The sequence below is a fragment of the Streptomyces sp. NPDC052299 genome (assembly GCF_040679335.1).
In the GTDB taxonomy this organism is placed as follows: domain Bacteria; phylum Actinomycetota; class Actinomycetes; order Streptomycetales; family Streptomycetaceae; genus Streptomyces.
In genome coordinates, this window is record NZ_JBFAUP010000040.1 from 1 (window position 1) to 25,715 (window position 25,715).

A 25,715-nucleotide genomic window follows, 5' to 3' on the forward strand; every position below is an offset into this window, starting at 1 on the left:
CCGAGTTTCGATGCGTCGGTGCTGGAGCTGGTGATGGCGTTCGGGTCGGGTGGTGCGTTGGTGGTTCCGCCGCCGGGCCCGCTGGCCGGGGATGTGCTGGCGAAGGTGCTGGTGGAGCGTGAGGTGTCCCACGCGCTGATCCCGCCGGCCGCGCTGGCGAGTGTCCCTGATGGGGAGTTTCCGCTGTTCCGGTCTTTGATTGTGGGTGGGGACGCGACGTCGGCGGAGTTGGTGGATCGTTGGGCGCCGGGGCGTTTGATGGTGAACGCCTATGGTCCGACGGAGTCGACGGTTGCGGCGTCGATGTCGCATCGTCTGGTGGCGGGTTCGGGTGTGCCTCCGATCGGCGGGCCGGTGCCGGGCACGTGCACGTACGTGCTGGACGACGCGTTGCGTCCGGTGGCGCCGGGTGTGGCGGGTGAGCTGTACGTCTCCGGCACCGGGCTCGCACGCGGCTACCTGGGCCGTCCGGGTCTGACGGCTGAGCGGTTCGTCGCCGATCCCTTCGGCGCGGCGGGTTCGCGGATGTATCGCACGGGTGATGTGGTGCGGTGGTCGCGTCAGGGTGAGCTGGAGTATCTGGGCCGTTCCGACGACCAGGTGAAGGTGCGTGGTTTCCGCATCGAGCTGGGTGAGATCGAAACCGTCCTCGCCCGGCACGAGAGCGTGGCCCAGGTCGCCGTCGTCGTCCGCGAGGACCGGCCCGGCATCAAACGCCTCGTGGCCTATGTCGTACCGGCCACCGGTCCGGCTCCGGCCGTGGATGTGCTGCGCTGGCACGTGGCCGCCGTCCTCCCCGACTACATGGTGCCGTCCGCCTTCGTCTCCCTGGACGCCCTGCCGCTGACCGTCAACGGCAAGCTCGACCGCAAGGCGCTGCCCGCACCCGAGTACGCCGGTGCAGGAAAGGGGCGGCAGCCCCGGACGCCCCGGGAAGAGCTTCTGTGCGGCATCTACGCCGAAGTCCTCGGACTGGACTCGGTGGCCGCCGACGACAGCTTCTTCGAGTTGGGTGGCGACAGCATTGTGTCGATCCAGCTGGTGAGCCGTGCGCGGCGTGCGGGGTTGGTGTTCTCGGCGCGTGAGGTGTTCCAGCATCGGACGCCGGAGGCGCTGGCCGTGGTGGCTGGTGTGGTGTCGGCGGGGCGGGTCGAGGAGCCGGGTGCGGGTCTGGGCTCGGTGGTGGAGACGCCGATCGTGGCGTGGTTGCGTGAGCTGGGTGGTCCCGTGGACGGGTTCAGCCAGGCGATGGTGGTGCGGACCCCGGACGGGGTGACGTTCGAGGCGCTGGAGTCGGCGCTTCAGGCGGTGCTCGACCGTCATGACGTGTTGCGTGCGCGTCTGGTCCGGGGCGATGAGGCGTGGGGCCTGGAGGTGGCGGCACCGGGTGCGGTCCGGGCCGCGGATGTGCTGAGCCGGGGCGTGGGCGAGATCTCGGAAGGGGCTCGTGCCGCGCAGGGTCGTCTGGCGCCGGACGCGGGTGTGATGGTCCAGGCGGTGTGGTTCGAGGATGCGGGCCGGTTGCTGCTGACGCTTCACCACTTGGTGGTGGACGGGGTCTCGTGGCGGGTCCTGCTCCCGGACCTGGCGCGTGCCTACGAGGGTGCCGAGCTGGAGTCGGTGGGGACCTCGTTCCGCCGCTGGGCCCAGGAACTGCACGGCCTCGCCCAGCACAGGGCGCACGAACTTCCACTGTGGGAAGACGTGTTGAGCCAGGAGGACGCCCAGCTCGGTGCCCGTCGGCTCGATCCTGAGCTGGATACCGCCGCCGAGGTCCGCCACCTCTCCCTCACCCTGCCGGCCGATGTCACCGCTCCTCTGCTCGCGCAGGTTCCGGCGGTGTACCGGGCGGGTGTGAATGATGTGCTGCTCACCGCGTTCGCGGCCGCGGTCGCCGACTGGCGGGGTTCGGGTTCGCGCAGTGTGCTGGTCGATCTGGAGGGCCACGGCCGCGAGGACATCGTCCAGGGCGTGGACACGTCGCGGACGGTGGGCTGGTTCACGAGCATGTTCCCCGTCCGCCTGGACGCGGGGGAGAAGGGCGACTGGGGCGGTGCCCTGAAGGCTGTCAAGGAGCAGTTGCACGCCCTGCCGGACAACGGCATCGGCTACGGCCTCCTGCGCTACCTCAACCCGGAGACGGCGTCCCGACTGGCCGAACTCCCCACGGCCCAGCTCGGGTTCAACTACCTGGGCCGGTTCGACGCCCGCGAAGGCCAGGACGCCGACTGGGCACTGACCTCCGACGCCGACCTGGGCGACGGCCGCGACCCGGGTATGCGGCTCACCCACGCGCTCGACCTCAACGCGGTCACCCTCGACGACCAGGGCGGTCCGCGTCTGGTGGCGGACTGGTCGTGGCCGGCCGCGTTGTTCTCCGAGGAGGAGGTGCGGGTGCTGGCCGAGGGCTGGTTCACCGCACTGCGGGCGCTTGCCGCCCATGCGGCCGATCCAGGCGCGGGTGGGCTCACCCCGTCCGACCTGCGCCCCCTGGTCGCCCTGTCCCAGGAGCAGATCGACCGGCTGGAGGGCGAGCACGGCCGGATCACCGACGTACTGCCCCTGTCCCCGCTCCAGCAAGGGCTCCTCTTCCACGCGGTGTACGACGAGCAGGGCCACGACGTCTACACCGTCCAGCTCGCCCTCGACATCGAAGGGCCTCTCCGCGCGGACGCCCTGCGCGCCGCCGCCCACACCCTGCTCGCCCGCCACGCCGGACTGCGCGCGGCGTTCCGGCACGACGGGCTCGACACCCCGGTCCAGGTCATCCCCGCCGGCTTCGAACTCCCCTGGCAGGAACGGGACTTCACCGACCTGCCGGCCGAGGACCGCGAGCCCGGGCTGCGGCGCTGGATGGCCGAGGACCGCGCCGCGCGCTTCGACGCCGCCCGGCCCCCGTTGCTGCGGTTCGCCCTGCTCAGGACCGGTGCCGAGCAGCACCGGCTGGTCATCACCAACCACCACATCCTCCTCGACGGCTGGTCCATGCCGGTCCTGGTCAAGGAGCTGCTGGCGCTCTACAACAGCTCCGGTGACGACTCGGCCCTGCCCCGCGTCACCCCCAACCGCGACCACCTCGCCTGGATCGCCGCCCAGGACCGTACGGCCGCCGAGGCCGCCTGGCGGCAGGTCCTCGACGGCCTCGACGGCCCCACGCTGGTGGCCCCCGCGGGCCGTGACGGCAGCCCCGCCGCGCCCGGCCGCCTCCTCGTCGACCTGCCCGCCGACCTCACCGAGCGGCTCACCGCCCTCACCCGCGCGGGCGGCGTCACCTTCAACACCCTGCTCCAGGCGGTGTGGGCGATCGTGGTGGGCCAGCTCACCGGACGCCAGGACGTGGTCTTCGGCGGCACGGTCTCCGGCCGCCCGCCCCAGGTCCCCGGCATCGAGTCCATGGTCGGCCTCTTCATCAACACCCTGCCCGTCCGCGTCCGGATCGACCAGGCGGAAAGCCTCGGCGCTCTGCTCCACCGGCTCCAGGACCAGCAGGCCGGCCTCATGGACCACCAGTACCTCGGCCTGACCGACATCCAGCAGGCGACCGGCTTCGGTGAACTCTTCGACACCTTGGTCGTGTTCGAGAACTACCCGCTCGACGCGGACGTCCTGGACATCGGCGGCGGACTGACGGTCACCGGCATCGAGGGCCACGACGCCACCCACTACCCGCTCATCCTGACCGCCGTCCCCGGTGAACGTCTCCAACTGCGGCTGGACTTCCGTACCGACCTCTTCGACGCCGCGGCGGCGGACACCCTGATGGGCCGGCTCGTCCGGCTCCTGGAGGACGCGCCCGCCCGATACGAGAGCCCCGTCGCCAGGATGTCGCCGCTCGGAGCCGAGGAGCGGCACCAGCTGCTGGCCGCCGGGAACGACACCGAGCAGAACGAGGCCGGGGACCGCCCGGTGCCCGTGCTCTTCGCCGAACTCGCGGCCTGGTCCCCGTCCACCGCCGCCGTCGTCCACGACGGAGGCACCCTCTCGTACGGCGAACTCGACACACGCGCCAACCGGCTGGCCCACCGCCTCATCGAGGCCGGGATACGGCCCGAGGACCGGGTCGCGCTGCTCATGGAGCGCTCGCCCGACCTGGTGGCGGCCGTGCTGGCCGTCCTCAAGGCCGGCGGCGCGTACGTACCGCTCGACCCCCGCTTCCCCGACTCCCGGATCAGGCACATCCTCGCGGAGACCGGCGCCCGGGTCCTGCTCACCGACCCCGGCACGCCCGACCGCGCGGCGTCGGACCTGACCGTGATCGAGGCGGGCCCGGCCCTGACCGCGTCCGACGCGCCCGCACACGACCCCGCAGTGCCGGTGCACCCGGAGCAGCTGGCGTACGTGATGTTCACGTCCGGCTCCACCGGCGTGCCCAAGGGCGTCGGCGTCACGCACCGGGACATCGCCGCGCTGGCCGCCGACCGCAGGTTCGAGTTCGGGCACGACAGGGTCCTGCTGCACTCGCCGACCGCCTTCGACGCCTCCACGTACGAGCTGTGGGTGCCGCTGCTCGGCGGCGGCCAGGTCGTCGTCGCCGCCCCCGGCGACCTCGACGCGGCGCGGCTGCGGGAGACCGTCACGCGGCACGGCGTCACCGCGCTCTGGCTGACCGCCGGGCTGTTCCGGCTGATCGCCGAGGACGGCCCCGCCAGCCTCGGCCGGCTCAGCCAGGTGTGGACCGGCGGTGACGTGGTGCCCGCCGCCGCCGTCTCCCGGGTGCTGGAGGCATGCCCGGGGCTGGTCGTCGTCGACGGCTACGGCCCGACCGAGACCACCACCTTCGCCACCACGTACACGGTCAGAAGTGCCGCCGAGACCCCGCACAGCATCCCCATCGGCCGGCCCCTCGACTCCATGCGCACCTATGTGCTGGACGCCGGGCTGAATCCGGTGCCGGTCGGTGTGGCGGGAGAGCTCCATCTCGCGGGTGCCGGACTGGCCCGGGGGTATCTGGGCCGTCCGGGTCTGACCGCCGAGCGTTTCGTGGCCGATCCGTTCGGGCCGGCGGGGGAGCGCATGTACCGCACCGGTGACCTGGTGCGGTGGAGTGCGGACGGGCAGATCGAGTATCTGGGCCGTACGGACGACCAGGTCAAGGTACGCGGCTTCCGCATCGAACTCGGCGAGATCGAGGCCGCGCTCGCCGCGCACACCGGCGTCGCCCAGGCGACCGTCATGGTCCGCGAGGACCGGCCGGGCGACCAGCGGATCGTCGCCTACGTCGTCCCGTCGGGCGACACCGCCGACCCGGCGGAACTCCGCGCGCACGCCGCCGGCCGGCTGCCCGAGTACATGGTCCCGTCCGCGTTCGTGACGCTCGACGCCCTCCCCCTGACCGCCAACGCGAAGGTCGACCGCAAGGCCCTCCCCGCCCCCGACACCGGCGCCTCCGGTGCGGGACGCGCGCCCCGCGACGCGCAGGAGGAGATCCTCGCGGCCCTCTTCGCCGAAGTGCTCGGCCTGCCCGGCGTCCACATCGACGACAGCTTCTTCGACCTCGGCGGACACTCCCTGCTCGCCACCCGGCTGGTGAGCCGCATCCGCGCGGTCTTCGGCGCCGAACTCGCCGTCCGCACCCTGTTCGAGGCGCCGACGGTCGCCCTGCTCGCGGAGCGCGTCACCGGAGCGGACCGGGCCCGCGGGGCACTGACCGCCCGGGAGCGGCCGGAGGAGATCCCGCTGTCCCCGGCGCAGCGCAGGCTCATGTTCCTGAACCGGTTCGAGGGGCCCGGCGCCACCTACAACCTGCCCCTGGCACTCCGCCTCACCGGGGCACTCGACCTGGACGCCCTGCGGGACGCGCTCGGCGACGTGGTCGTCCGCCATGAGAGCCTGCGCACGGTCTTCCCCGAGGTCGACGGCAGGTTCCGCCAGCTTGTCCTGCCCGCCGCGGTGTCCCGTCCCGGCCTGCCCGTCACCGCGGTCACGGCGGCCGGACTCGACGCGGCGCTCGCGGAAGCCGCCGGGGAGGGCTTCGACCTCTCCGTAGAACCGCCCCTGCGCGCACGGCTGTTCGAGGTGACCGACGCCGCCGCACCCGGCACGGACCATGTGCTGCTGGTGGTGCTGCACCACATCGCCGGAGATGGCTGGTCCCTGGCACCGTTCGCCCGTGACCTGGGATTCGCCTACGACGCCCGGCACGGCGGCACCGCCCCCGCCTGGGAGCCGCTGCCCGTCCAGTACGCCGACTACACCCTGTGGCAGCGCGAGGTCCTGGGCGACGAGAACGACCCGTCGAGCCCGCTGGCCCGGCAGATCGACCACTGGCGGACCGCGCTCGCGGGGCTGCCCGAGGAACTGGTGCTGCCCACGGACCGGCCACGGCCCGCCGAGGCGACCTACCGGGGCGGGAGCGTTCCGCTGCGACTGCCGGCCGAGGTGCACGAGCGGATCGTCTCCCTGGCCCGCGAGAGCCACGTCAGCGTCTTCATGGTCGTCCGGGCCGCGCTGGCCGCCCTGCTGGGCCGGCTCGGTGCCGGCGACGACATCCCGGTCGGAAGCGTCATCGCCGGCCGCACCGACGAGGCACTGGACGACCTGGTCGGCTTCTTCGTGAACACCCTGGTGCTGCGCACCGACCTCTCCGGCGATCCGACGTTCCGCGAGCTGGTGGAACGGGTCCGGGAGACCGACCTGGCCGCGTACGCCAACCAGGACGTGCCCTTCGAGCGCCTGGTGGAAATCCTCAATCCCGTGCGCTCGTCCGCCAGGCACCCGCTGTTCCAGGTCATGCTGGCGTTCCAGAACAACGCGGAGGCGACGCTCGACCTGGACGGGCTGCGGGCCGCCGCCCACCACGTCCCGATCGAGGCCTCCCGGTTCGACCTGCTGTTCTCCCTGGAGGAGACCTTCGCCGCCGACGGCGGTCCGGCCGGACTCCGGGGCGTCGTCGAATACGCCGCCGACCTCTTCGACCCCGGCACCGCCGAGGCGATCGGCGACCGCCTGGTGCGGCTGCTGGACGCCGTGACCGCCGCCCCCGGCGCCCGCATCGGCTCCGTCGACCTCCTCACCGGCGACGAGCGCCACCGGCTGCTCACCGAGTGGAACGACACCCACCGGGACGTGCCCCCGGCCACCGTGCCCGCGCTGTTCGAGGCCCAGGCCGCCCGGACGCCCGGCAACCCGGCGGTGGGCCACGCGGGAACCGAACTCACCTACGCGGAACTCGACGCGCGCGCCAACCGGCTCGCCCGGCTCCTCATCGACCAGGGCGTCGGCCCCGAACAGCTCGTCGCCCTGGCCCTGCCGCGCTCCGAGCAGATGATCGTCGCCCTGCTCGCCGTCCTCAAGTCCGGTGCGGGGTACCTGCCGGTCGACCCCGGATACCCGGCCGACCGCATCGCGTTCATGCTGGACGACGCCCGGCCCGCCCTCGTGCTCACCACCGGCGAGGCCGCCACCGTACTGCCCGGCGGCATCCGGCGCCTGGTGCTCGACGGGCCCGAAGCGGCCGCCGGGATCGCCGGGTTCCCCGACACCGCCCCGTCCGACGCGGACCGGGTCCGGCCGCTGGTGCCGGACCACCCCGCGTACGTCATCTACACCTCCGGCTCCACCGGCCGCCCCAAGGGCGTCGTCGTCACCCACCGCAACGTCACCGACTTCGCGGCCTGGGCGATCGCCGGCATCGGCCGCGACCGGCTCTCCGACGTGCTCGCCGCGACCTCGCTCAACTTCGACGTCTCCGTCTTCGAGATGTTCGGCCCGCTGCTCAGCGGCGGACGCATTGAGGTGGTGCGGGACGTCCTCGCCCTCCTGGAGACCGGCGCCCGCACCTACAGCCTGATCAGCGCGGTGCCCTCGGCGCTCGCCCACACCCTCGGACAGGACCCGGAGGCCCGCATCGGCGCCGGCCTGGTCGTGCTCGCCGGTGAAGGGCTCACCGCCCACACGGCCGACACCATCCGCGCCGCCGTCCCCGGCTGCACGCTCGCGAACATCTACGGACCCACCGAGGCCACGGTGTACGCCACCGCCTGGTTCACGGACACCGCCACCGACCGCACACCGCCGATCGGCCGGCCCCTGCACAACACGCGCACGTACGTGCTGGACGCCGGGCTGAATCCGGTCCCGGTGGGTGTGGCGGGAGAGCTCTATCTCGCGGGTGCCGGGCTGGCCCGGGGGTATCTGGGTCGTCCGGGTCTGACCGCCGAGCGTTTCGTGGCCGATCCGTTCGGGCCGGCGGGGGAGCGCATGTACCGCACCGGTGACCTGGTGCGGTGGAGCGCGGACGGGCAGATCGAGTATCTGGGCCGTACGGACGACCAGGTCAAGGTACGCGGCTTCCGCATCGAACTCGGCGAGATCGAGACCGTACTCGCCCGCCACGAGGCCGTCGCCCGGACCGCCGTCGTCGTCCGCGAGGACCGGCCGGGCGACCGCCGGATCACCGCCTACACCGTCCCCGCCGACGGCACGGAGACCGACCCGGCCGAGCTGCGCGCCCATGTGGCCGCCGCCCTCCCCGAGTACATGGTCCCCTCCGCGTTCGTGACCCTGGACGCCCTGCCGCTCAACCCGAACGGCAAGCTGGACCGGCGCGCCCTGCCCGCACCCGTCCTCGGCTCCGCCACCGAAACCGGCCGGGCACCGCGCACCGAGCAGGAGGCCGCCCTCTGCGAGGTCTTCGCCCACGTGCTCGGCGTGGAGCGGGTCTCGGTCGACGACAGCTTCTTCGACCTCGGCGGCCACTCGCTGCTCGCCACCCGCGTCGTCAGCCGCGTCCGCACCCTGTTCGGCGCGGAACTCTCCGTCCGCGCCCTGTTCGAGACCCCGACCGTGGCCGGTCTCGGGGAGCGGATCGGTGCCGCGGCCGGCGCCCGCCGGGCCCTGACCGCCCGCTTCCGCCCCGAGTCCGTCCCGCTCTCGCCCGCCCAGCGGCGGCTGTGGTTCCTCAACCGCTTCGAGGAGCGCAACGGCACCTACAACCTCCCCCTCGCCGTGCGCCTCACCGGCGACCTCGACCCGGACGCCCTGCGGGCCGCCCTGGCCGATGTCGTCGCACGCCACGAGAGCCTGCGCACCGTCTTCCCCGACACCGACGGCAGGCCGCGTCAACACGTCCTGCCCGTGGGCGAGGTGAGCCCCGAGCTGACCGTGCTCGACCTCGACCCGGAGGCCGTGGCACGCGAGGCGGCCCAGGACTTCGACCTCGCCACGCAGATCCCCGTCCGGGCCACGCTCTTCCGGGCCTCGCCGGCCGAGCACCTGCTGCTCATCGTCGTCCACCACATCGCGGGCGACGGCTGGTCCATGGCCCCGCTCGCCCGGGACCTGGGCCAGGCCTACGACGCGCGGCACCGCGGTACCGCCCCCGCCTGGGAGCCGCTGCCCGTCCAGTACGCCGACTACACCCTGTGGCAGCGCGAGGAGCTGGGCGACGAGAACGACCCGGACAGCGGCCTCGGCCGACAGATCGCGTTCTGGCGCCACACCCTCGGCGCCCTGCCGGAGGAGCTGGCGCTTCCCCTGGACCGGCCCCGCCCGGCCGAGATGAGCTTCCGGGGCGACACGGTGCCCCTGGAGATCCCGGCGGCGGCCCACGCCCCGCTGGCCGAGCTGGCCCGTACGAGCAGGGCGAGCGTCTTCATGGTGGTCCAGGCGGCCCTGGCCGCGCTGCTGCACCGGCTCGGCGCGGGCGCCGACATCCCGATCGGCTCGCCCGTCGCCGGCCGCACCGACGAGGCCCTGGACGACCTGGTCGGGTTCTTCGTGAACACGCTGGTGCTACGCACGGACGTGTCGGGCGACCCGACCTTCCGCGAACTCCTGGACCGGGTGCGGGAGACCGACCTCGCCGCATACGCCAACCAGGACGTGCCGTTCGAGCGGCTGGTCGAGGTGCTCAACCCCGAGCGTTCCCTGGCCCGCCACCCGCTCTTCCAGGTGATGCTGTCCTTCCAGAACAACGCGGAAGCCACCCTCCAGCTGGACGGCCTGCACATCGCCCCCGAGCAAGTCACCGTGGACGGAGCCAAGTTCGACCTCTCCTTCCAGCTCGCCGAGACCTTCGGCGCCGACGGCGCACCCGCCGGCATCGACGGCCGCGTCGAGTACGCGACGGACCTCTTCGACCGGGAGACGGCGCAGGAGCTGTCGGCCCGCCTGGTACGCCTGGTCGGCGAGCTGGTGAGCGACCCGGACCGCCGGCTGTCCTCGGTGGACGTCCTCACGGCCGACGAGCGCCACCGCATCCTCGTCGAGTGGAACGAGACGGCCCGCGAGGTGCCCACGGCCACCCTGCCGGACCTCTTCGAGCGGCAGGCCGCCCGCACCCCCGACGCCACCGCCCTCGTCGCCCAGGACGGCCGCGTCACCTTCGCCGCCCTCGACGCCCGCGCCAACCGGCTGGCCCGCCTCCTGCGCCGGCACGGCGTCGGCCCCGAGCAGTACGTCGCCGTGGCCCTGCCGCGTACGACCGACCTCGTGGTCGCCGTGCTCGCCGTCACCAAGGCGGGCGCCGCCTACGTGCCCGTCGACCCGGCACACCCCGTGGACCGGACCGCCCTGCTGCTCCAGGACGTCGGCACCTCCGCCGTGCTCACGGCCGCCGGAGCGCGGGACGCCGTCCCGCACGACCGGGGCGGCCACCACATCGACCTGGACGACCCCGAGGTCGCCGAAGCCCTCCGCGAGCTGCCGGACACACCTCTCGACGACGCCGGACGGACGGTCCCGCTGCGGCCGGACCACCCGGCCTACGTCATCCACACCTCCGGCTCCACCGGCCGCCCGAAGGGCGTCGTGGTCGCCCACCGCAGCCTCGTCAACCTGCACCACCACCACTTCGAGGAGCTGTACGCCGCCGAGGTGGCCGACGCGGGCCGCCCGCTGCGCGCCGCCCTCACCGCCGCCGTGTCCTTCGACGCCTCGCTCGACCCCATGCTGTGGATGGTGGCCGGGCACGAGCTGCACCTGATCGAGGACGACGTCCGGCGCGACCCGGAGGCACTGATCGCCTACGTCCGCGCCGCAGGCATCGACTTCATGGAACTCACCTCCTCGTACGCGGAACAGCTCGTCGAGCAGGGTCTCGTCCGCGACCCCGGGGCCCGCCCGCGCATCCTCGCCCTCGGCGGCGAGGCCGTGAGCCCGGCCCTGTGGCAGGAGCTGGCCGCCACGGAGGGGGTCACCGGGTACAACCTGTACGGCCCCACCGAGGCGACCGTCGACACCCTCACCTCGCGCACCACCGACACCGCCCGGCCGCTCATCGGCCGGCCCGTCACCAACAGCCGGGTCCACGTCCTGGACGACGCGCTGCGCCCGGTGGTGCCGGGTGTCGCGGGTGAGCTGTACATCGCGGGTGCGGGGCTGGCGCGCGGTTACCTGGGCCGTCCGGGCCTGACGGCCGAGCGGTTCGTCGCCGATCCCTTCGGCGCGGCGGGTTCGCGGATGTATCGCACGGGTGATGTGGTGCGGTGGTCGCGTCAGGGTGAGCTGGAGTATCTGGGCCGTTCCGATGACCAGGTGAAGGTGCGTGGTTTCCGCATCGAGCTGGGCGAGATCGAGACGGTCCTCGCCCGGTACGAGGGGGCGGCCCAGGTCGCCGTGGTCGTGCGTGAGGACCGGCCCGGCATCAAGCGCCTGGTCGCGTACGTCGTGCCGCGCACCGGCGAGCTGGACACCGCCGCCGCGCGGGCCCACGTGGCCGCCGTGCTGCCGGACTACATGGTGCCGTCCGCCTTCGTCTCCCTGGACGCCCTGCCGCTGACCGCCAACGGCAAGCTCGACCGGCGCGCCCTGCCGGCCCCGGCGCCCAGCGGCGGCGGCACGGGCCGGGCCCCGCGCAACCCGCGCGAGGAAACACTGTGCAGGCTCTACACCGAACTGCTCGGCGTGGAGCACGTGTCGCGCGACGACAGCTTCTTCGAGTTGGGTGGCGACAGCATTGTGTCGATCCAGCTGGTGAGCCGTGCGCGGCGTGCGGGGTTGGTGTTCTCGGCGCGTGAGGTGTTCCAGCATCGGACGCCGGAGGCGCTGGCCGTGGTGGCTGGTGCGGTGTCGGCGGGGCGGGTCGAGGAGCCGGGTGCGGGTCTGGGCCCGGTGGTGGAGACGCCGATCGTGGCGTGGTTGCGTGAGCTGGGTGGTCCCGTGGACGGGTTCAGCCAGACGATGGTGGTGCGGACCCCGGACGGGGCCACGTTCGAGGCGCTGGAGTCGGCGCTTCAGGCGGTGCTCGACCGTCATGACGTGCTGCGTGCGCGTCTGGTCCGGGGCGATGAGGCGTGGGGCCTGGAGGTGGCGGCACCGGGTGCGGTCCGGGCCGCGGAGGCGCTGAGCCGGGGCGAGGGGGACATCTCCCTCGGCGCGGCGGCTGCCCGGGATCGTCTGGCGCCGGACGCGGGTGTGATGGTCCAGGCGGTGTGGTTCGAGGATGCGGGCCGGTTGCTGCTGACGCTTCACCACTTGGTGGTGGACGGGGTGTCGTGGCGGGTGCTGCTGCCGGACCTGGCGCGTGCCTACGAGGGTGCGGAGCTGGAGCCGGTGGGGACCTCCTTCCGCCGCTGGGCCCAGGAACTGCACACCCTGGCCACCGATCGAGACGCCGAACTCCCGGTATGGGAAGAGGTATCGACCGGGGACGACCCGATGATCGGGTCCCGCCGCCTCGACCCGGAGCTGGACACCGCCGCCACCGTGCGGCACCTGTCCCTCACGCTCCCCGCAGACGTCACCGACGCCCTGCTCACCCGGGTTCCGGCGGTGTACCGGGCGGGTGTGAATGATGTGCTGCTCACCGCGTTCGCGGCCGCGGTCGCCGACTGGCGGGGTTCGGGTTCGCGCAGTGTGCTGGTCGATCTGGAGGGCCACGGCCGCGAGGACGTGGTCCGGGGCGTGGACACGTCGCGGACGGTGGGCTGGTTCACGAGCATGTTCCCGGTCCGTCTGGATGCGGGGGAGAGGGGTGACTGGGGTGGTGCCCTGAAGGCTGTCAAGGAGCAGTTGCGCGCGCTGCCGGACAACGGCATCGGCTACGGCCTCCTGCGCTACCTCAACCCCGAAACGGCATCCCGTCTGGCCGAACTCCCCACGGCTCAGCTCGGGTTCAACTACCTGGGGCGGTTCGATGCCCGTGAGGGGCAGGACGCCGACTGGGCGCTGACCTCGGATGCGGACACGGGCGACGGGCGTGACCCGCGCATGCCGCTGAGCCACGCGCTGGATCTGAACGCGGCCACGTTGGACGGTGTCGAGGGTCCGCGTCTGGTGGCGGACTGGTCGTGGCCGGCCGCGTTGGTCTCCGAGGAGGAGGTGCGGGTGCTGGCCGAGGGCTGGTTCACCGCACTGCGGGCGCTCGCCGCCCATGCGGCCGATCCCGGCGCGGGTGGGCTCACCCCGTCCGACCTGCGCCCGCTGGTCGCCCTGTCCCAGGAGCAGATCGACCGGCTGGAGAGCGAGCACGGCCGGATCACCGACGTACTGCCCCTCTCCCCGCTCCAGCAAGGACTCCTCTTCCACGCGGTCTACGACGAGCAGGGCCACGACGTCTACACCGTCCAACTCGCCCTCGACATCGAAGGGTCCATCGACAGGGACGCCCTCCGGGCGGCCGTGCGCACCCTGCTCACCCGGCACGGCAACCTCCGCTCCGCGTTCCGGCACGACGGGCTCGACGCCCCGGTCCAGGTCATCCCCACCGGCTTCGAACTCCCCTGGCAGGACGTCGACCTGACGCGCCTGCCCGAGGAGAGCCGTGCCGGTGAGGCGGACCGCCTGGTGGCCGAGGACCGGACGCGGCGGTTCGATCTCGCCGCGCCGCCGCTGATGCGGTTCACCCTCATCACGACGGCCCCCGACCGCCACCGGCTCGTCATCAGCCACCACCACCTGCTGCTCGACGGCTGGTCCATGCCGGTCTTCCTGGGCGAGCTGTTCTCGCTGTACGCGCAGAAGGGCGACAGCGCCTCCCTGCCCTCCGTCACGCCGTACCGGGACTACCTCGCCTGGGTCGCCGCGCAGGACCGTACGGCCGCCGAGGCGGCCTGGCGGCAGGTGCTCGACGGACTGGACGAGCCGACCCTCCTCACCGCACCGGACGCTTCCCGGGAGCCCGTCGTCCCCGGCCGGATACGGGTCGAACTGGGCGAGGCGGAGACCGCCGCGCTGGCCCGGTGGGCCCGGTTGCGCGGGGTCACGGTCAACACCGTGGTGCAGGCCGCGTGGGCGATGGTGCTCGGCCGGCTCACCGGCCGCCAGGACGTGGTCTTCGGAGGCACGGTCTCCGGCCGCCCGCCCCAGGTCCCCGGCATCGAGTCCATGGTCGGCCTCTTCATCAACACCCTGCCCGTACGGGTGAGGACGGACCCGGCCGAGACGCTGGGCGCCCTGCTCGACCGGCTGCAGGACCAGCAGGCCGGCCTCATGGACCACCAGCACCTTCCGCTCGCCGACGTCCAGCGGGCCGCCGGTCAGGGGGAACTCTTCGACTCCCTCGTCATCTTCGAGAACTACCCGCTCGACGCCACCGAGCTGCGGAAGTCCGCCGGCGGACTCGGCATCGTCGGCGGCGACAACCACGAGAGCACCCACTACCCGCTCAGCCTCACCGTCGGACTCGGCCGTTCGCTCGCCCTCGATCTCGCCCACCGGCCGGACGTGCTCGACCGGGACCAGGTCGAGGAGCTGGCCGCCGCCCTGGTGCGGACCCTGGGCGAGGTCCCCGGCCAGGCCGACCAGCCCGTGGGCCGGCTGCGCCTGCTGGCACCGCGCCAGGAGAAGCTGGTCCTCGCCCACTGGGCGGGCACCGTGGACCCGGAGCCCGGCATCCCGTCGCTGACCGAGCTGTTCGCGCGCCAGGCGGCCGCCACCCCGGACGCCACGGCGGTGATCGCCGGAACGGAACGGATCGACTACGCCGAGCTGAATGCGCGGGCCGACCGGCTGGCGCGCCTCCTCGCCGCACGCGGGGCGGGCCCCGAGCGCTACGTCGCCGTGGCCCTGCCCCGGTCCGCGGAGCTGCTGGTCGCGCTGCTCGCCGTCCTCAAGTCCGGGGCCGCCTACGTGCCGCTCGACCCGGAGCACCCCGCCGAGCGGCTGGGCTACGTCCTCGACGACGCGCGCCCGTCCCTGCTGCTCACCACGGAGGCGACCGCCGCCGCCCTGCCCGCTTCGGACACACCCCGGCTGCTGCTCGACACCCCGGAGACGGCCCGCGCACTGGCGGACCTGCCCGCCGGGCCCCCGGACGGCGTCCCGGCCGACGGCCGCAACCCGGCCTACGCCATCTACACCTCCGGGTCGACCGGCCGCCCCAAGGGTGTCGTGATCCCGCGCGCCGCCCTGGACAACTTCCTCGCCGACATGGCGGCACGGGTGCCGATGGACGGTACGGACCGGCTCGTCGCCGTCACCACCGTGTCCTTCGACATCGCGGCCCTGGAGCTCTACCTGCCGCTGCTCGCCGGCGCCGCCGTGGTCGTCGCGGGCAAGGACGAGGTACTGGACCCGCACGCGCTCGCGTCCCTGGTCCGCGACAACGGCGGCACGGTGCTGCAGGCCACGCCCTCCATGTGGCAGACGCTGACCGCCCAGGTCCCCGAAGCCCTCGACGGCCTGCGCATGCTCGTGGGCGGCGAGGCCGTCCCCGGCGCGCTCGCCGAGGCGATGGCCGCGAAGGGCCGGTCCGTGGTCAACGTGTACGGGCCCACGGAGACGACCATCTGGTCCACCACCGCCGAACTCGACGGCACCACCGGCGCCCCGCCCATCGGCCGCCCGATCCTCAACACCCGGGTCCTCGTCCTCGACGGCGCACTGCGCCCGGTCGCCCCCGGCGTCCCCGGCGAGCTGTACATCGCGGGCGCCGGCCTGGCCCGCGGCTACCTGGGCCGCCCCGGGCTGAGCGCCGAGAGGTTCGTCGCCGACCCGTACGGGCTGCCCGGGAGCCGCATGTACCGCACCGGCGACCTGGTCCGCTGGGGCCGGGACGGCGAGCTGGAGTATCTGAGCCGCACCGACTTCCAGGTCAAGGTCCGCGGCTTCCGCATCGAACTCGGCGAGATCGAATCGGTGCTGGCCCGGCACCCGGGGATCGACCGGGTCGCCGTGGTCGTACGGGAGGACCGCCCCGGCACCAAGCTGCTGGTGGCGTACACCGTCGCAGCCGGCACGATGGCGCCCGACGCCGCCGTACTGCGCGCCCGCGCCGCCGCCGAGCTGCCCGACTACATGGTCCCGGCCGCGTTCGTCACCCTGGACGCCCTGCCGCTGAACACCAACGGAAAGCTGGACCGCAAGGCGCTGCCCGCACCCGACTTCGGCGCCCGGCCGGCCGGCCGCGCACCGTCCGGCCCCCGCGAGGAACTGCTCTGCCGGCTCTTCGCCGAGGTGCTGGGGCTGCCCGCCGCCGGAGTCGAGGACAGCTTCTTCACGCTCGGGGGCGACAGCATCACCTCCATCCAGCTCGTCGGCCGCGCCCGCCAGGAGGGCCTGGTCCTGACCCCCCGCGAGGTGTTCCGGCACAAGACGCCCGAAGCCCTCGCGTCCGCCCTCGCCGGGACCACGCCCGAGCCGCTTCCGGCTGCCGACCCCGAAGGGGCCGACCCGGCGCTGGGAGCGGTGCCCGCCACCCCGATCATCCGCTGGCTGCGGGACCTGGGCGGCCGGATCGAGGGCTTCAACCAGTCCGTGGTCTCACCCGCACCCGGCGACCTCACCGACGCACAGCTCGCCGCGACGGTCCAGGCCGTACTGGACCACCACGACGCACTGCGCGCCCGGCTGGTCAGGACCGACACCGACTGGACGCTGCACATCCCGCCGAAGGGCGCCGTCCGGGCCGAGGACATCATCCACCGGGTGGACGTCTCCGGACTCGACGCCGCGGGCACGGCGGCGGCGCTCGACGCGGAGGGCCGCGCCGCGCAGCACAGGCTGGACCCCGACGCCGGGGTGATGATGCAGGTGGTCCGGTTCGACGCCGGCCCCGACCGCGTCGGCAGCCTGCTCCTGATCGTCCACCACCTGGTGGTCGACGGAGTGTCCTGGCGGATTCTGACCCCCGACCTGATGGCCGCGTACGAGGCCGTCGTCGCGGGCCGGGAACCCGTCCTGGAACCGGTGTGGACCTCCTTGCGCCAGTGGTCCCGAAGCCTGACGGCCGCCGCCCGCACCCCCGGGCGCGCCGCGGAGCTCCCCGTATGGACGCGGATGCTGGCGGGCCGGCCCGAACAGCCCCTCGGGGCCCGGGCGCTGGACCCGGCCCGGGACGTGGCCGCGGTCGCGCGCCAGCTGACGGTGACCCTGCCCCCCGAGGTGACCGGGCCGCTGCTCACCAGCGTGCCCACCGCGTTCCGGACCGGCGTCAACGACGTCCTGCTGACCGCGTTCGCCCTGGCGGTGACCGAGTGGAACCGGGGCCGGGGCCGGTCCGCAGAGGGCGGGGTCCTGCTGGACCTGGAGGGCCACGGCCGGGAGGAACTGCTCGCGGACGTCCTCCCCGACGCGGACATCTCCCGCACGGTCGGCTGGTTCACCAGCATCTTCCCGGTCCGGCTCGACCCCGGGGTGCCGGAGAACGATTGGGACGGCATCCGCGGTGGCGGGCCCGCCGTCTCCCGGGCCGTCGCCGAAGTGGCACGGCAGCTCGCCGAACTGCCGGACAACGGAGCCGGATACGGCCTGCTGCGCCACCTCAACCCCGAGACGGCGCCCGCCCTCGCGGCCTTCCCCGCACCGCAGATCGGCTTCAACTACCTGGGCCGGTTCGCCGGAGGCGACGACGGGAACGACGGCGACGGCGGCCTCGGCGGCAGCGACGACGCCATGCCCGCCGCACACGCCCTGGAGCTGAACTCGCTCACCCAGGACCGGCCCGACGGCCCCCGTCTGGTCGCCTCCTGGAGCTGGCCCGGCGAACTCTTCACCGAGGAGGAGGTGTCCGCGCTCGCCGACGGCTGGTTCCGGGCCCTGCGCTCCCTGGTGATCCGGGCGGAGCACCCCGACGCGTACACCCCGCCCCCGGCGGCACCCCAGCACACCGCGGCGTCACTGGCGCCCCTGCTCGACCTCGACCAGGACGAGATCGACGCATTCGAAGAAGACTTCGGGCTCTGAGTGGAGAGAAGCGAAATGACCACGTCCAAGCCGCGGCTGGAGGGCATCCTCCCGCTCTCCCCGCTCCAGCACGGCCTGCTGTTCCACGCGCAGTACGACGCGCACGGCCACGACGCCTACACCACGCAGTTCACCGTGGACACCGAGGGCGGAATCGACCCCGAGGCCCTGCGCGCCGCGTGTGCCGCCGTGCTGCGCCGGCACTCCGTGCTGCGCGCCGCCTTCCGCCACCGCAAGAACGGCGAGCCGGTCCAGCTCATCCCCGTCCACGTCGAACCCGACTGGACCCGCGCAGACCTGTCGGGCCTGCCGGCCGCCGACCGGGCCGCCGAGGCCGACCGGCTGGTGACCGAGGACCGGGCCCGGCGCTTCGACCTGGCCCGGCCCCCGCTCGTCCGGTTCACCCTGATCGACCTGGGGGAGGGGCGCCACCGCTTCCTCCTGACCGCGCACCACATCCTGCTCGACGGCTGGTCCCGGGCCCTGCTCATCGGTGAACTCTTCCAGCTGTACGGGCTGTTCCGCCGGAACGGGGACGAGACGGAGCTGCCGCCCGTCGCCCCGTACCGCGACTACCTCGCCTGGGTCGCCGCGCAGGACCGTACGGCCGGCGAGACCGCCTGGCGGCGGGTGCTCGACGGACTGGACGAGCCGACGCTGCTGGCCGCGCCCGACCTGGCGCGGGAGCCCGTCGCCCCGGGGCAGGCGCGGGTGGAGCTGGGCGAGGCGGAGACCGCCGCGCTGGCCCGGTGGGCCCGGTTGCGCGGGGTCACGGTCAACACCGTGGTGCAGGCAGCGTGGGCGATGGTGCTCGGCCGGCTCACCGGCCGCCAGGACGTGGTCTTCGGTGGCACGGTCTCCGGCCGCCCGCCCGAGGTCCCCGGCATCGAGTCCATGGTCGGCCTCTTCATCAACACCCTGCCCGTACGGGTCCGGCTGGACCCCGCCGAGACCGTCGGCGCACTGCTGGACCGGCTGCAGGACCAGCAGGCCGGCCTCATGGACCACCAGTACCTCGGGCTCTCCGACATCCAGCGGCTGACCCCGGTCGGCGGCGAACTCTTCGACACGCTCCTGGTCTTCGAGAACTACCCGGTCGACACCGAGGGCCTGCGCCGTTCCGCCGACGGCCTCGGCGTCGTCGACGGCCGCAGCCACGAGGGCACCCACTACCCGCTCAGCCTCATGGTCCACGTGGGCACCACCCTCGCGATCGAACTGAGCCACCGCCCCGACGTACTGGACCACGCCGAAGCCCTCGCCGTCGGGAACCAGCTGCTGCGCCTGCTCGCCTCCCTCGCCGGGGCCGAGGACACCGCCGTCGGACGCCTCGACCTCCTCACCCCCGAGGACCGCGCCCTGGTCCTCGGCACCTGGAACGACACCGCGCGAGCCACCGCGCCGGCCACGCTGCCCGCCCTGTTCCGGCGGACCGCCGACCGGCACCCGGACGCGACCGCCGTCCAGCACGGCGACACCCGCCTCTCCTACGCCGCGCTCGACGCCCGCGCCAACCGTGTCGCCCGCCTCGTGATCGCCCGGGGCGCCGGACCCGAGCAGACGGTCGCCCTGGCGCTTCCCCGGTCCGCCGACCAGATCGTGGCGCTCTGGGCGGTCCTCAAGGCGGGCGCCGCCTATCTGCCCGTCGACCCCGAGTACCCCGCCGAACGCATCGCCCACATGCTGACCGACGCCCGGCCGGTCCTCGTCCTCACCGACAGCGCCACCGCGCCCCGGATCACCGCCGCCGTGCCCGGTGACGCGCTCCCGCTCCTCGTCCTCGACACCGACGACACGGCCGGGCGGATCGCCGCCGCCGCGGACACCGACCCCTCCGACGGCGACCGCACGGCCCCGCTCACCCCCCTCACGCCCGCGTACGTCATCTACACCTCCGGGTCGACGGGCCGGCCCAAGGGCGTGGCGATGCCCGGCGGGGCCCTCGCCAACCTGATCGCCTGGCACGAGGACGTACTGCCCGGCGGCCCCGGAGTGCGCACCGCGCAGTTCACCGCCATCAGCTTCGACGTATCCGCCCAGGAGATCCTTTCCGCCACCCTGTCCGGACGCACCCTCGTCATCCCGGACGAGGACACCCGGCGCGACCCGGCCGCCCTGGTGCGCTGGCTCGACGAGCAGCGGATCGGCGAGGTGTACGCGCCCAACCTGGTCATCGACGCCCTCTGCGAGGAGGCCACCGGGCACGGCCTCGAACTCCCCGAGCTCCGCCACCTCGCCCAAGCGGGCGAGGCCCTGGTGCCGACCAAGCGGATGCGCGACTTCCACCACGGCACCGGTCGCGTCCTGCACAACCACTACGGACCCACCGAGACCCACGTCGTCACCGCCGCCGCCCTCCCGGCCGACCCCGGCGACTGGCCCGCCCGGCCCACCATCGGACGCCCGGTCCACAACACCCGCGCCTACGTGCTGGACAGCGCGCTCAGGCCGGTCCCGCCCGGGGTGCCCGGCGAGCTGTATCTCGCCGGGGCGGGCCTCGCCCGCGGCTACCTGAACCGGCCGGCGCTGACCGCCGAACGCTTCGTCGCCGACCCGTACGGCCCCGCGGGCACCCGCATGTACCGCACCGGTGACGTGGTCTCCTGGACCGGCGACGGCGAACTGGACTACCTGGGCCGCAGCGACCACCAGGTCAAGATCCGCGGCTTCCGCGTCGAACTCGGTGAGATCGAGGCGGCCCTGACCACCCACCCCTCCGTCGCCCAGGCCGTCGTCATCGCCCGGGAGGACCGGCCGGGCATCAGGACGCTCGCCGCCTACGTCGTACCGGCGGGCGGCGAGCCGGCGCCCGGCACCGACGACCTGCGCGCCCACCTCGACGGCAGGCTGCCCGGCTACATGGTGCCCTCCGCGTTCGTCGCCCTCGACGCGCTCCCGCTCACCCCCAACCGGAAGCTGGACCGGCGCGCCCTGCCGGTGCCCGACGGTGCCACGTCCGCCGGACGCGCCCCGCGCACCGCCCACGAGGCACGACTGTGCGCGCTCTTCGCGGAAGTCCTGGGCCTGGAGCAGGTCTCCGTCGACGACAGCTTCTTCGACCTCGGCGGTCACTCCCTGCTCGCCACCCGGCTCGTCAGCCGGGTCCGTACGGCCTTCGGCGCGGAGATCGCGGTCCGCACCCTCTTCGAAGCGCCCACGGTCGCGGCACTCACGGACCGCCTCGGCACCGCCGGCCGGGCCCGCGCGGCACTCGTCGCCGCACCGCGCCCGGCGGAGATCCCGCTGTCGCCCGCCCAGCGGCGCCTGTGGTTCCTCGGCCGCTTCGAGGACGCGGGCGGCAACTACAACCTGCCGCTGGCCGTACGGATCTCCGGCGAACTGCGCGTCCGGCCGCTGCGCGAGGCGCTGGCGGACGTGGTGACCCGCCACGAAAGCCTGCGCACCGTCTTCCCCGAGACCGACGGCAACCCCCGGCAGGTGGTCCTCGACCCCGGGCAGGCCGTCCCCACCCTGCCCGTCATCGGTGTCGACGACGGCGACCTGGAACAGGCGCTCGCGGCGGCCGCCGGCAAGGAGTTCGATCTCACCGCCGAACCGCCGCTGCGCGCCCGGCTGTTCGCGCTGGGCGGCACCGAATACGTACTGCTCCTGGTCGTCCACCACATCGCGGCCGACGGCTGGTCCATGGCCCCGCTCGCCCGCGACCTCGGCGAGGCGTACCGCGCCAGGTGCGAGGGCCGCGCGCCCGCTTGGAAGCCGCTGCCCGTCCAGTACGCCGACTACACGCTGTGGCAGCGCGAGGTCCTCGGCGACGAGAACCGTTCCGACAGCGAGCTGGCCCGGCAGATCGCCCACTGGCGCACCGCACTCGCCGGCGTCCCCGAGGAACTGGCCCTCCCCACCGACCGCCCGCGCCCCGCCGAGATGAGCTACCGGGGCGACACCGTCGAACTCCAGGTCCCCGCCGACGTCCACCAACGGCTTGCCGGGCTCGCCCGCGAACGCCGCGCGAGCGTCTTCATGGTGATGCAGTCGGTGCTGGCCGCGCTGCTGCACCGGCTCGGCGCGGGCGCCGACATCCCGATCGGCTCGCCCGTCGCCGGCCGCACCGACGGAGCGCTGGACGACCTGGTCGGGTTCTTCGTGAACACGCTGGTGCTGCGCACGGACGTGTCGGGCGACCCGACCTTCCGGGAGCTCCTGGACCGGGTGCGGGAGACCGACCTGGCCGCGTACGCCAACCAGGACGTGCCGTTCGAGCGGCTGGTCGAGGTGCTCAACCCCGAGCGTTCCATGGCCCGCCACCCGCTCTTCCAGGTGATGCTGTCCTTCCAGAACAACGCGGAAGCCACCCTCGACCTCGGCGGCCCGCAGGCCACCGGGCGCGCCGTGGGCTGGCAGACCTCCAACTTCGACCTCTCGCTCGTCCTGGAGGAGCGGTTCGGGGACGACGGCGCCCCCGCCGGGATCGTCGGCGGCATCGAGTTCGCCACGGACCTCTTCGACCCGGAGACCGCCCGGGACCTGGCGGAACGCTTCGTGCGGCTGGCCGGTGAGCTGACCGGCGACCCGGACCGCAAGCTGTCGTCCGTCGACGTCCTGACGGCCGAGGAACGCCACCGCATCCTCGTCGACTGGAACGACACCGCGCGCGCCTACCCGACGGGCACGCTCCCCGGCCTCTTCGAGGAGCAGACCGCGCGGACCCCCGACGCCACCGCCCTGGTCTTCCAGGACACCCGGCTCAGCTACGCCGAACTCAACGCCCGGGCCAACCGGCTGGCCCGCCGGCTCGTCGCGCTCGGCGCGGGCGCCGAGCAGCCGGTCGCCGTACGGCTGCCCCGCTCGGCCGAACACGTCGTGGCCCTGCTCGCCGTGATGAAGGCGGGCGCGGTCTACGTCCCGGTCGACCCGGACTACCCCGACGACCGCATCGCCCACATGCTCGACGACGCCCACCCGGTGCTGGAACTCACCGACCCGGCCGCACTGCACGACACCGACCCCGGGGTCCCGGCGGACAACCTCACCGACGACGAACGCGGCGGCGCGCCCCGCCCGGACAACGCGGCCTACATCATCTACACCTCGGGCTCCACCGGCCGCCCCAAGGGCGTCACCGTCCAGCACCGCAGCTTCGTGAACCTCTTCCACGACCACTTCGGGCGGCTCTACGCACCGGAGATCGAAGGGGCGGGCGATCGCCGGCTGCGCGCCGCGCTCGTCTCCTCCTTCTCGTTCGACGCCGCCTTCGACCCCCTGCTGTGGATGCTGGCCGGCCACGAACTGCACCTCATCGACGACGAGGCGCGCCACGACGCCGCCGCCCTGTTCGCCTACGTCCGACGCGTGGGCGGCATCGACCACTTCGACACCACCCCCGCCCACTACCAGCAGCTCCACGAACTCGGGCTGACCGCAGACGAGTCCCTTCGCCCGATGATCGTGAGCCTGGGCGCCGAGGCGCTCGGCGAGACCCTGCGCCAGGAGCTCCTGGACGTCCCGGACCTCGTCACGCACAACCTGTACGGCCCCACCGAGACCACCGTCGACGCGCTCGGCCAGCGCATCGAGGAGGCGGACCGGGTCCTCGTGGGACGGCCCCTGGACAACTACCGGGCGTACATCCTCGATCCGTCCCTGCGGCCGGTCGCCCCCGGCGTGGCCGGCGAACTGTATCTGGCCGGCGCCGGACTGGCCCGCGGCTACCTGAACCGGCCGGACCTCACCTCCGTACGCTTCGTCGCTGATCCGCACGGCCCCGCCGGCACCCGGATGTACCGCACCGGAGACCTGGCCCGCTGGACCAGGGACGGCCGGATCGACTGCATCGGACGGCTCGACGACCAGGTGAAGATCCGCGGCTTCCGCATCGAACCGGGCGAGATCGAGACCGCGTTGGAGAGCCAGGAGGAGATCGCCCGCGCCGCCGTGATCGTCCGCGAGGACCGTCCCGGCATCAAGGAACTCGTCGCCTACACCGTCCCCGCCGTCGGACACGAGGTGCCCGACGCGGACGAACTGCGGCTGCGCCTGGGCGGGCGGCTGCCCGACTACATGGTCCCGGCGGCCTTCGTCGCCCTCGACCGCCTGCCGGTCACGGTCAACGGGAAGCTCGACCGCCGGGCCCTGCCGGCACCCGGTCCGCGCACCCGCGCCGAGGGCCGGACGCCCCGCACCGCCCAGGAGAAGGCCCTCTGCGACATCTTCGCGGAGGTCCTGGGCCTGGAGCGGGTCTCCATCGACGACGGCTTCTTCGACCTGGGCGGCCACTCGCTCCTGGCGACCCGTGTCGTGAGCCGCGTCCGGTCCCGGCTCGGCGCCGAACTGGCGGTCCGCACGCTCTTCGAGGCCCCGACCGCGGTGGCCCTCGCGGAACGCCTCGGTGACGCCGGCCGCGCCCGCCAGGCGCTCACCGTGCGCCCGCGCCCCGAGGAGATCCCGCTCTCGTCCGCGCAGCGCCGGCTCTGGTTCCTCAACCGCTTCGAGGGCCCCCGCGCCACCTACAACATGCCGATGGCGGTCCGCCTGACCGGCGCCCTCGACACGGCCGCGCTCGAAGCGGCACTCGGTGACGTCACGGCACGCCACGAGAGCCTGCGCACGGTGTTCCCCGACACGGAGGGCCGCCCGTACCAGCTGATCCTGCCGGCGCACGAGGCGCGCCCGGTCCTGACGGTCGCGGACTTCGACCCCGAGCGCCTGGCCGCGGAGGTCGCGCGCGGCTTCGACGTCGCCACGGAAATCCCCCTGCGCGCCGCCCTGTTCGCCGTCTCCGACGACGAGCACGTGCTGCTGGTCGTGGTGCACCACATCGCGGGTGACGGCTGGTCGATGGGCCCGCTGGCGCGTGACCTGAGCGAGGCGTACGCGGCGCGTGCGGGGGGTGGTGTGCCGGGGTTCGGGGCGTTGCCGGTGCAGTACGCGGATTACACGTTGTGGCAGCGGGAGGTGCTGGGGGACGAGGCGGACCCGGTCAGTGAGTTGTCGCGGCAGGTGGACTTCTGGCGTGGGGCGTTGGCGGGTCTGCCGGAGGAGCTGGTGCTTCCGGTGGACCGTCCGCGTCCGGCGGAGATGAGCTACCGGGGCGACACCGTCCCCTTCCACGTCTCCCGCGCCACCCATGAGCGGTTGCAGGCCCTGGCCGGAGAGGTCGGCGGCAGCGTGTTCATGGTCGTCCAGGCCGCCGTCGCCACCCTGCTCTCGCGGCTGGGCGCCGGCACCGACATCCCGGTGGGGACCGTGATCGCGGGCCGCACGGACGAGGCGCTGGACGACCTGGTCGGCTTCTTCGTGAACACGCTGGTGCTGCGCACGGACGTGTCGGGCGACCCGACCTTCCGGGAACTGGTGGAACGGGTCCGGGAGACGGACCTCGCGGCCTATGCCAACCAGGACGTGCCGTTCGAGCGGCTGGTCGAGGTCCTGAACCCCGAGCGCTCCATGGCCCGCCACCCGCTCTTCCAGGTCATGTTGGCGTTCCAGAACACCGGGGAGGCCACGCTCGACCTCGACGGCCTGCGGATCGCCCCCGAGGAGATCAGCTTCGACGCCGCCAAGTTCGACCTGTCGTTCCAGTTCGCCGAGACGTCGGGGGGGATCGAGGGGAGCGTGGAGTTCGCGGTCGATCTGTTCGACCGGGTGTCGGTGGTGGGTCTGGTGGAGCGCCTGGTGCGGGTGCTGGAGGTGGT

2 protein-coding genes are annotated in these 25,715 nt (G+C 73.5%); both read left to right on the forward strand.

The window, feature by feature from the left end; translation table 11 throughout:
* Positions 1-18,063, forward strand: an 18,063-nt coding sequence (locus AB0L33_RS34555; RefSeq protein ID WP_365687669.1) for a non-ribosomal peptide synthase/polyketide synthase, incomplete at its 5' end; no start/stop codon positions are given.
* Between the two features lie 15 nt (positions 18,064-18,078).
* The coding region (locus tag AB0L33_RS34560) for an amino acid adenylation domain-containing protein (protein WP_365687671.1) at positions 18,079-25,715 on the forward strand (7,637 nt) is incomplete at its 3' end.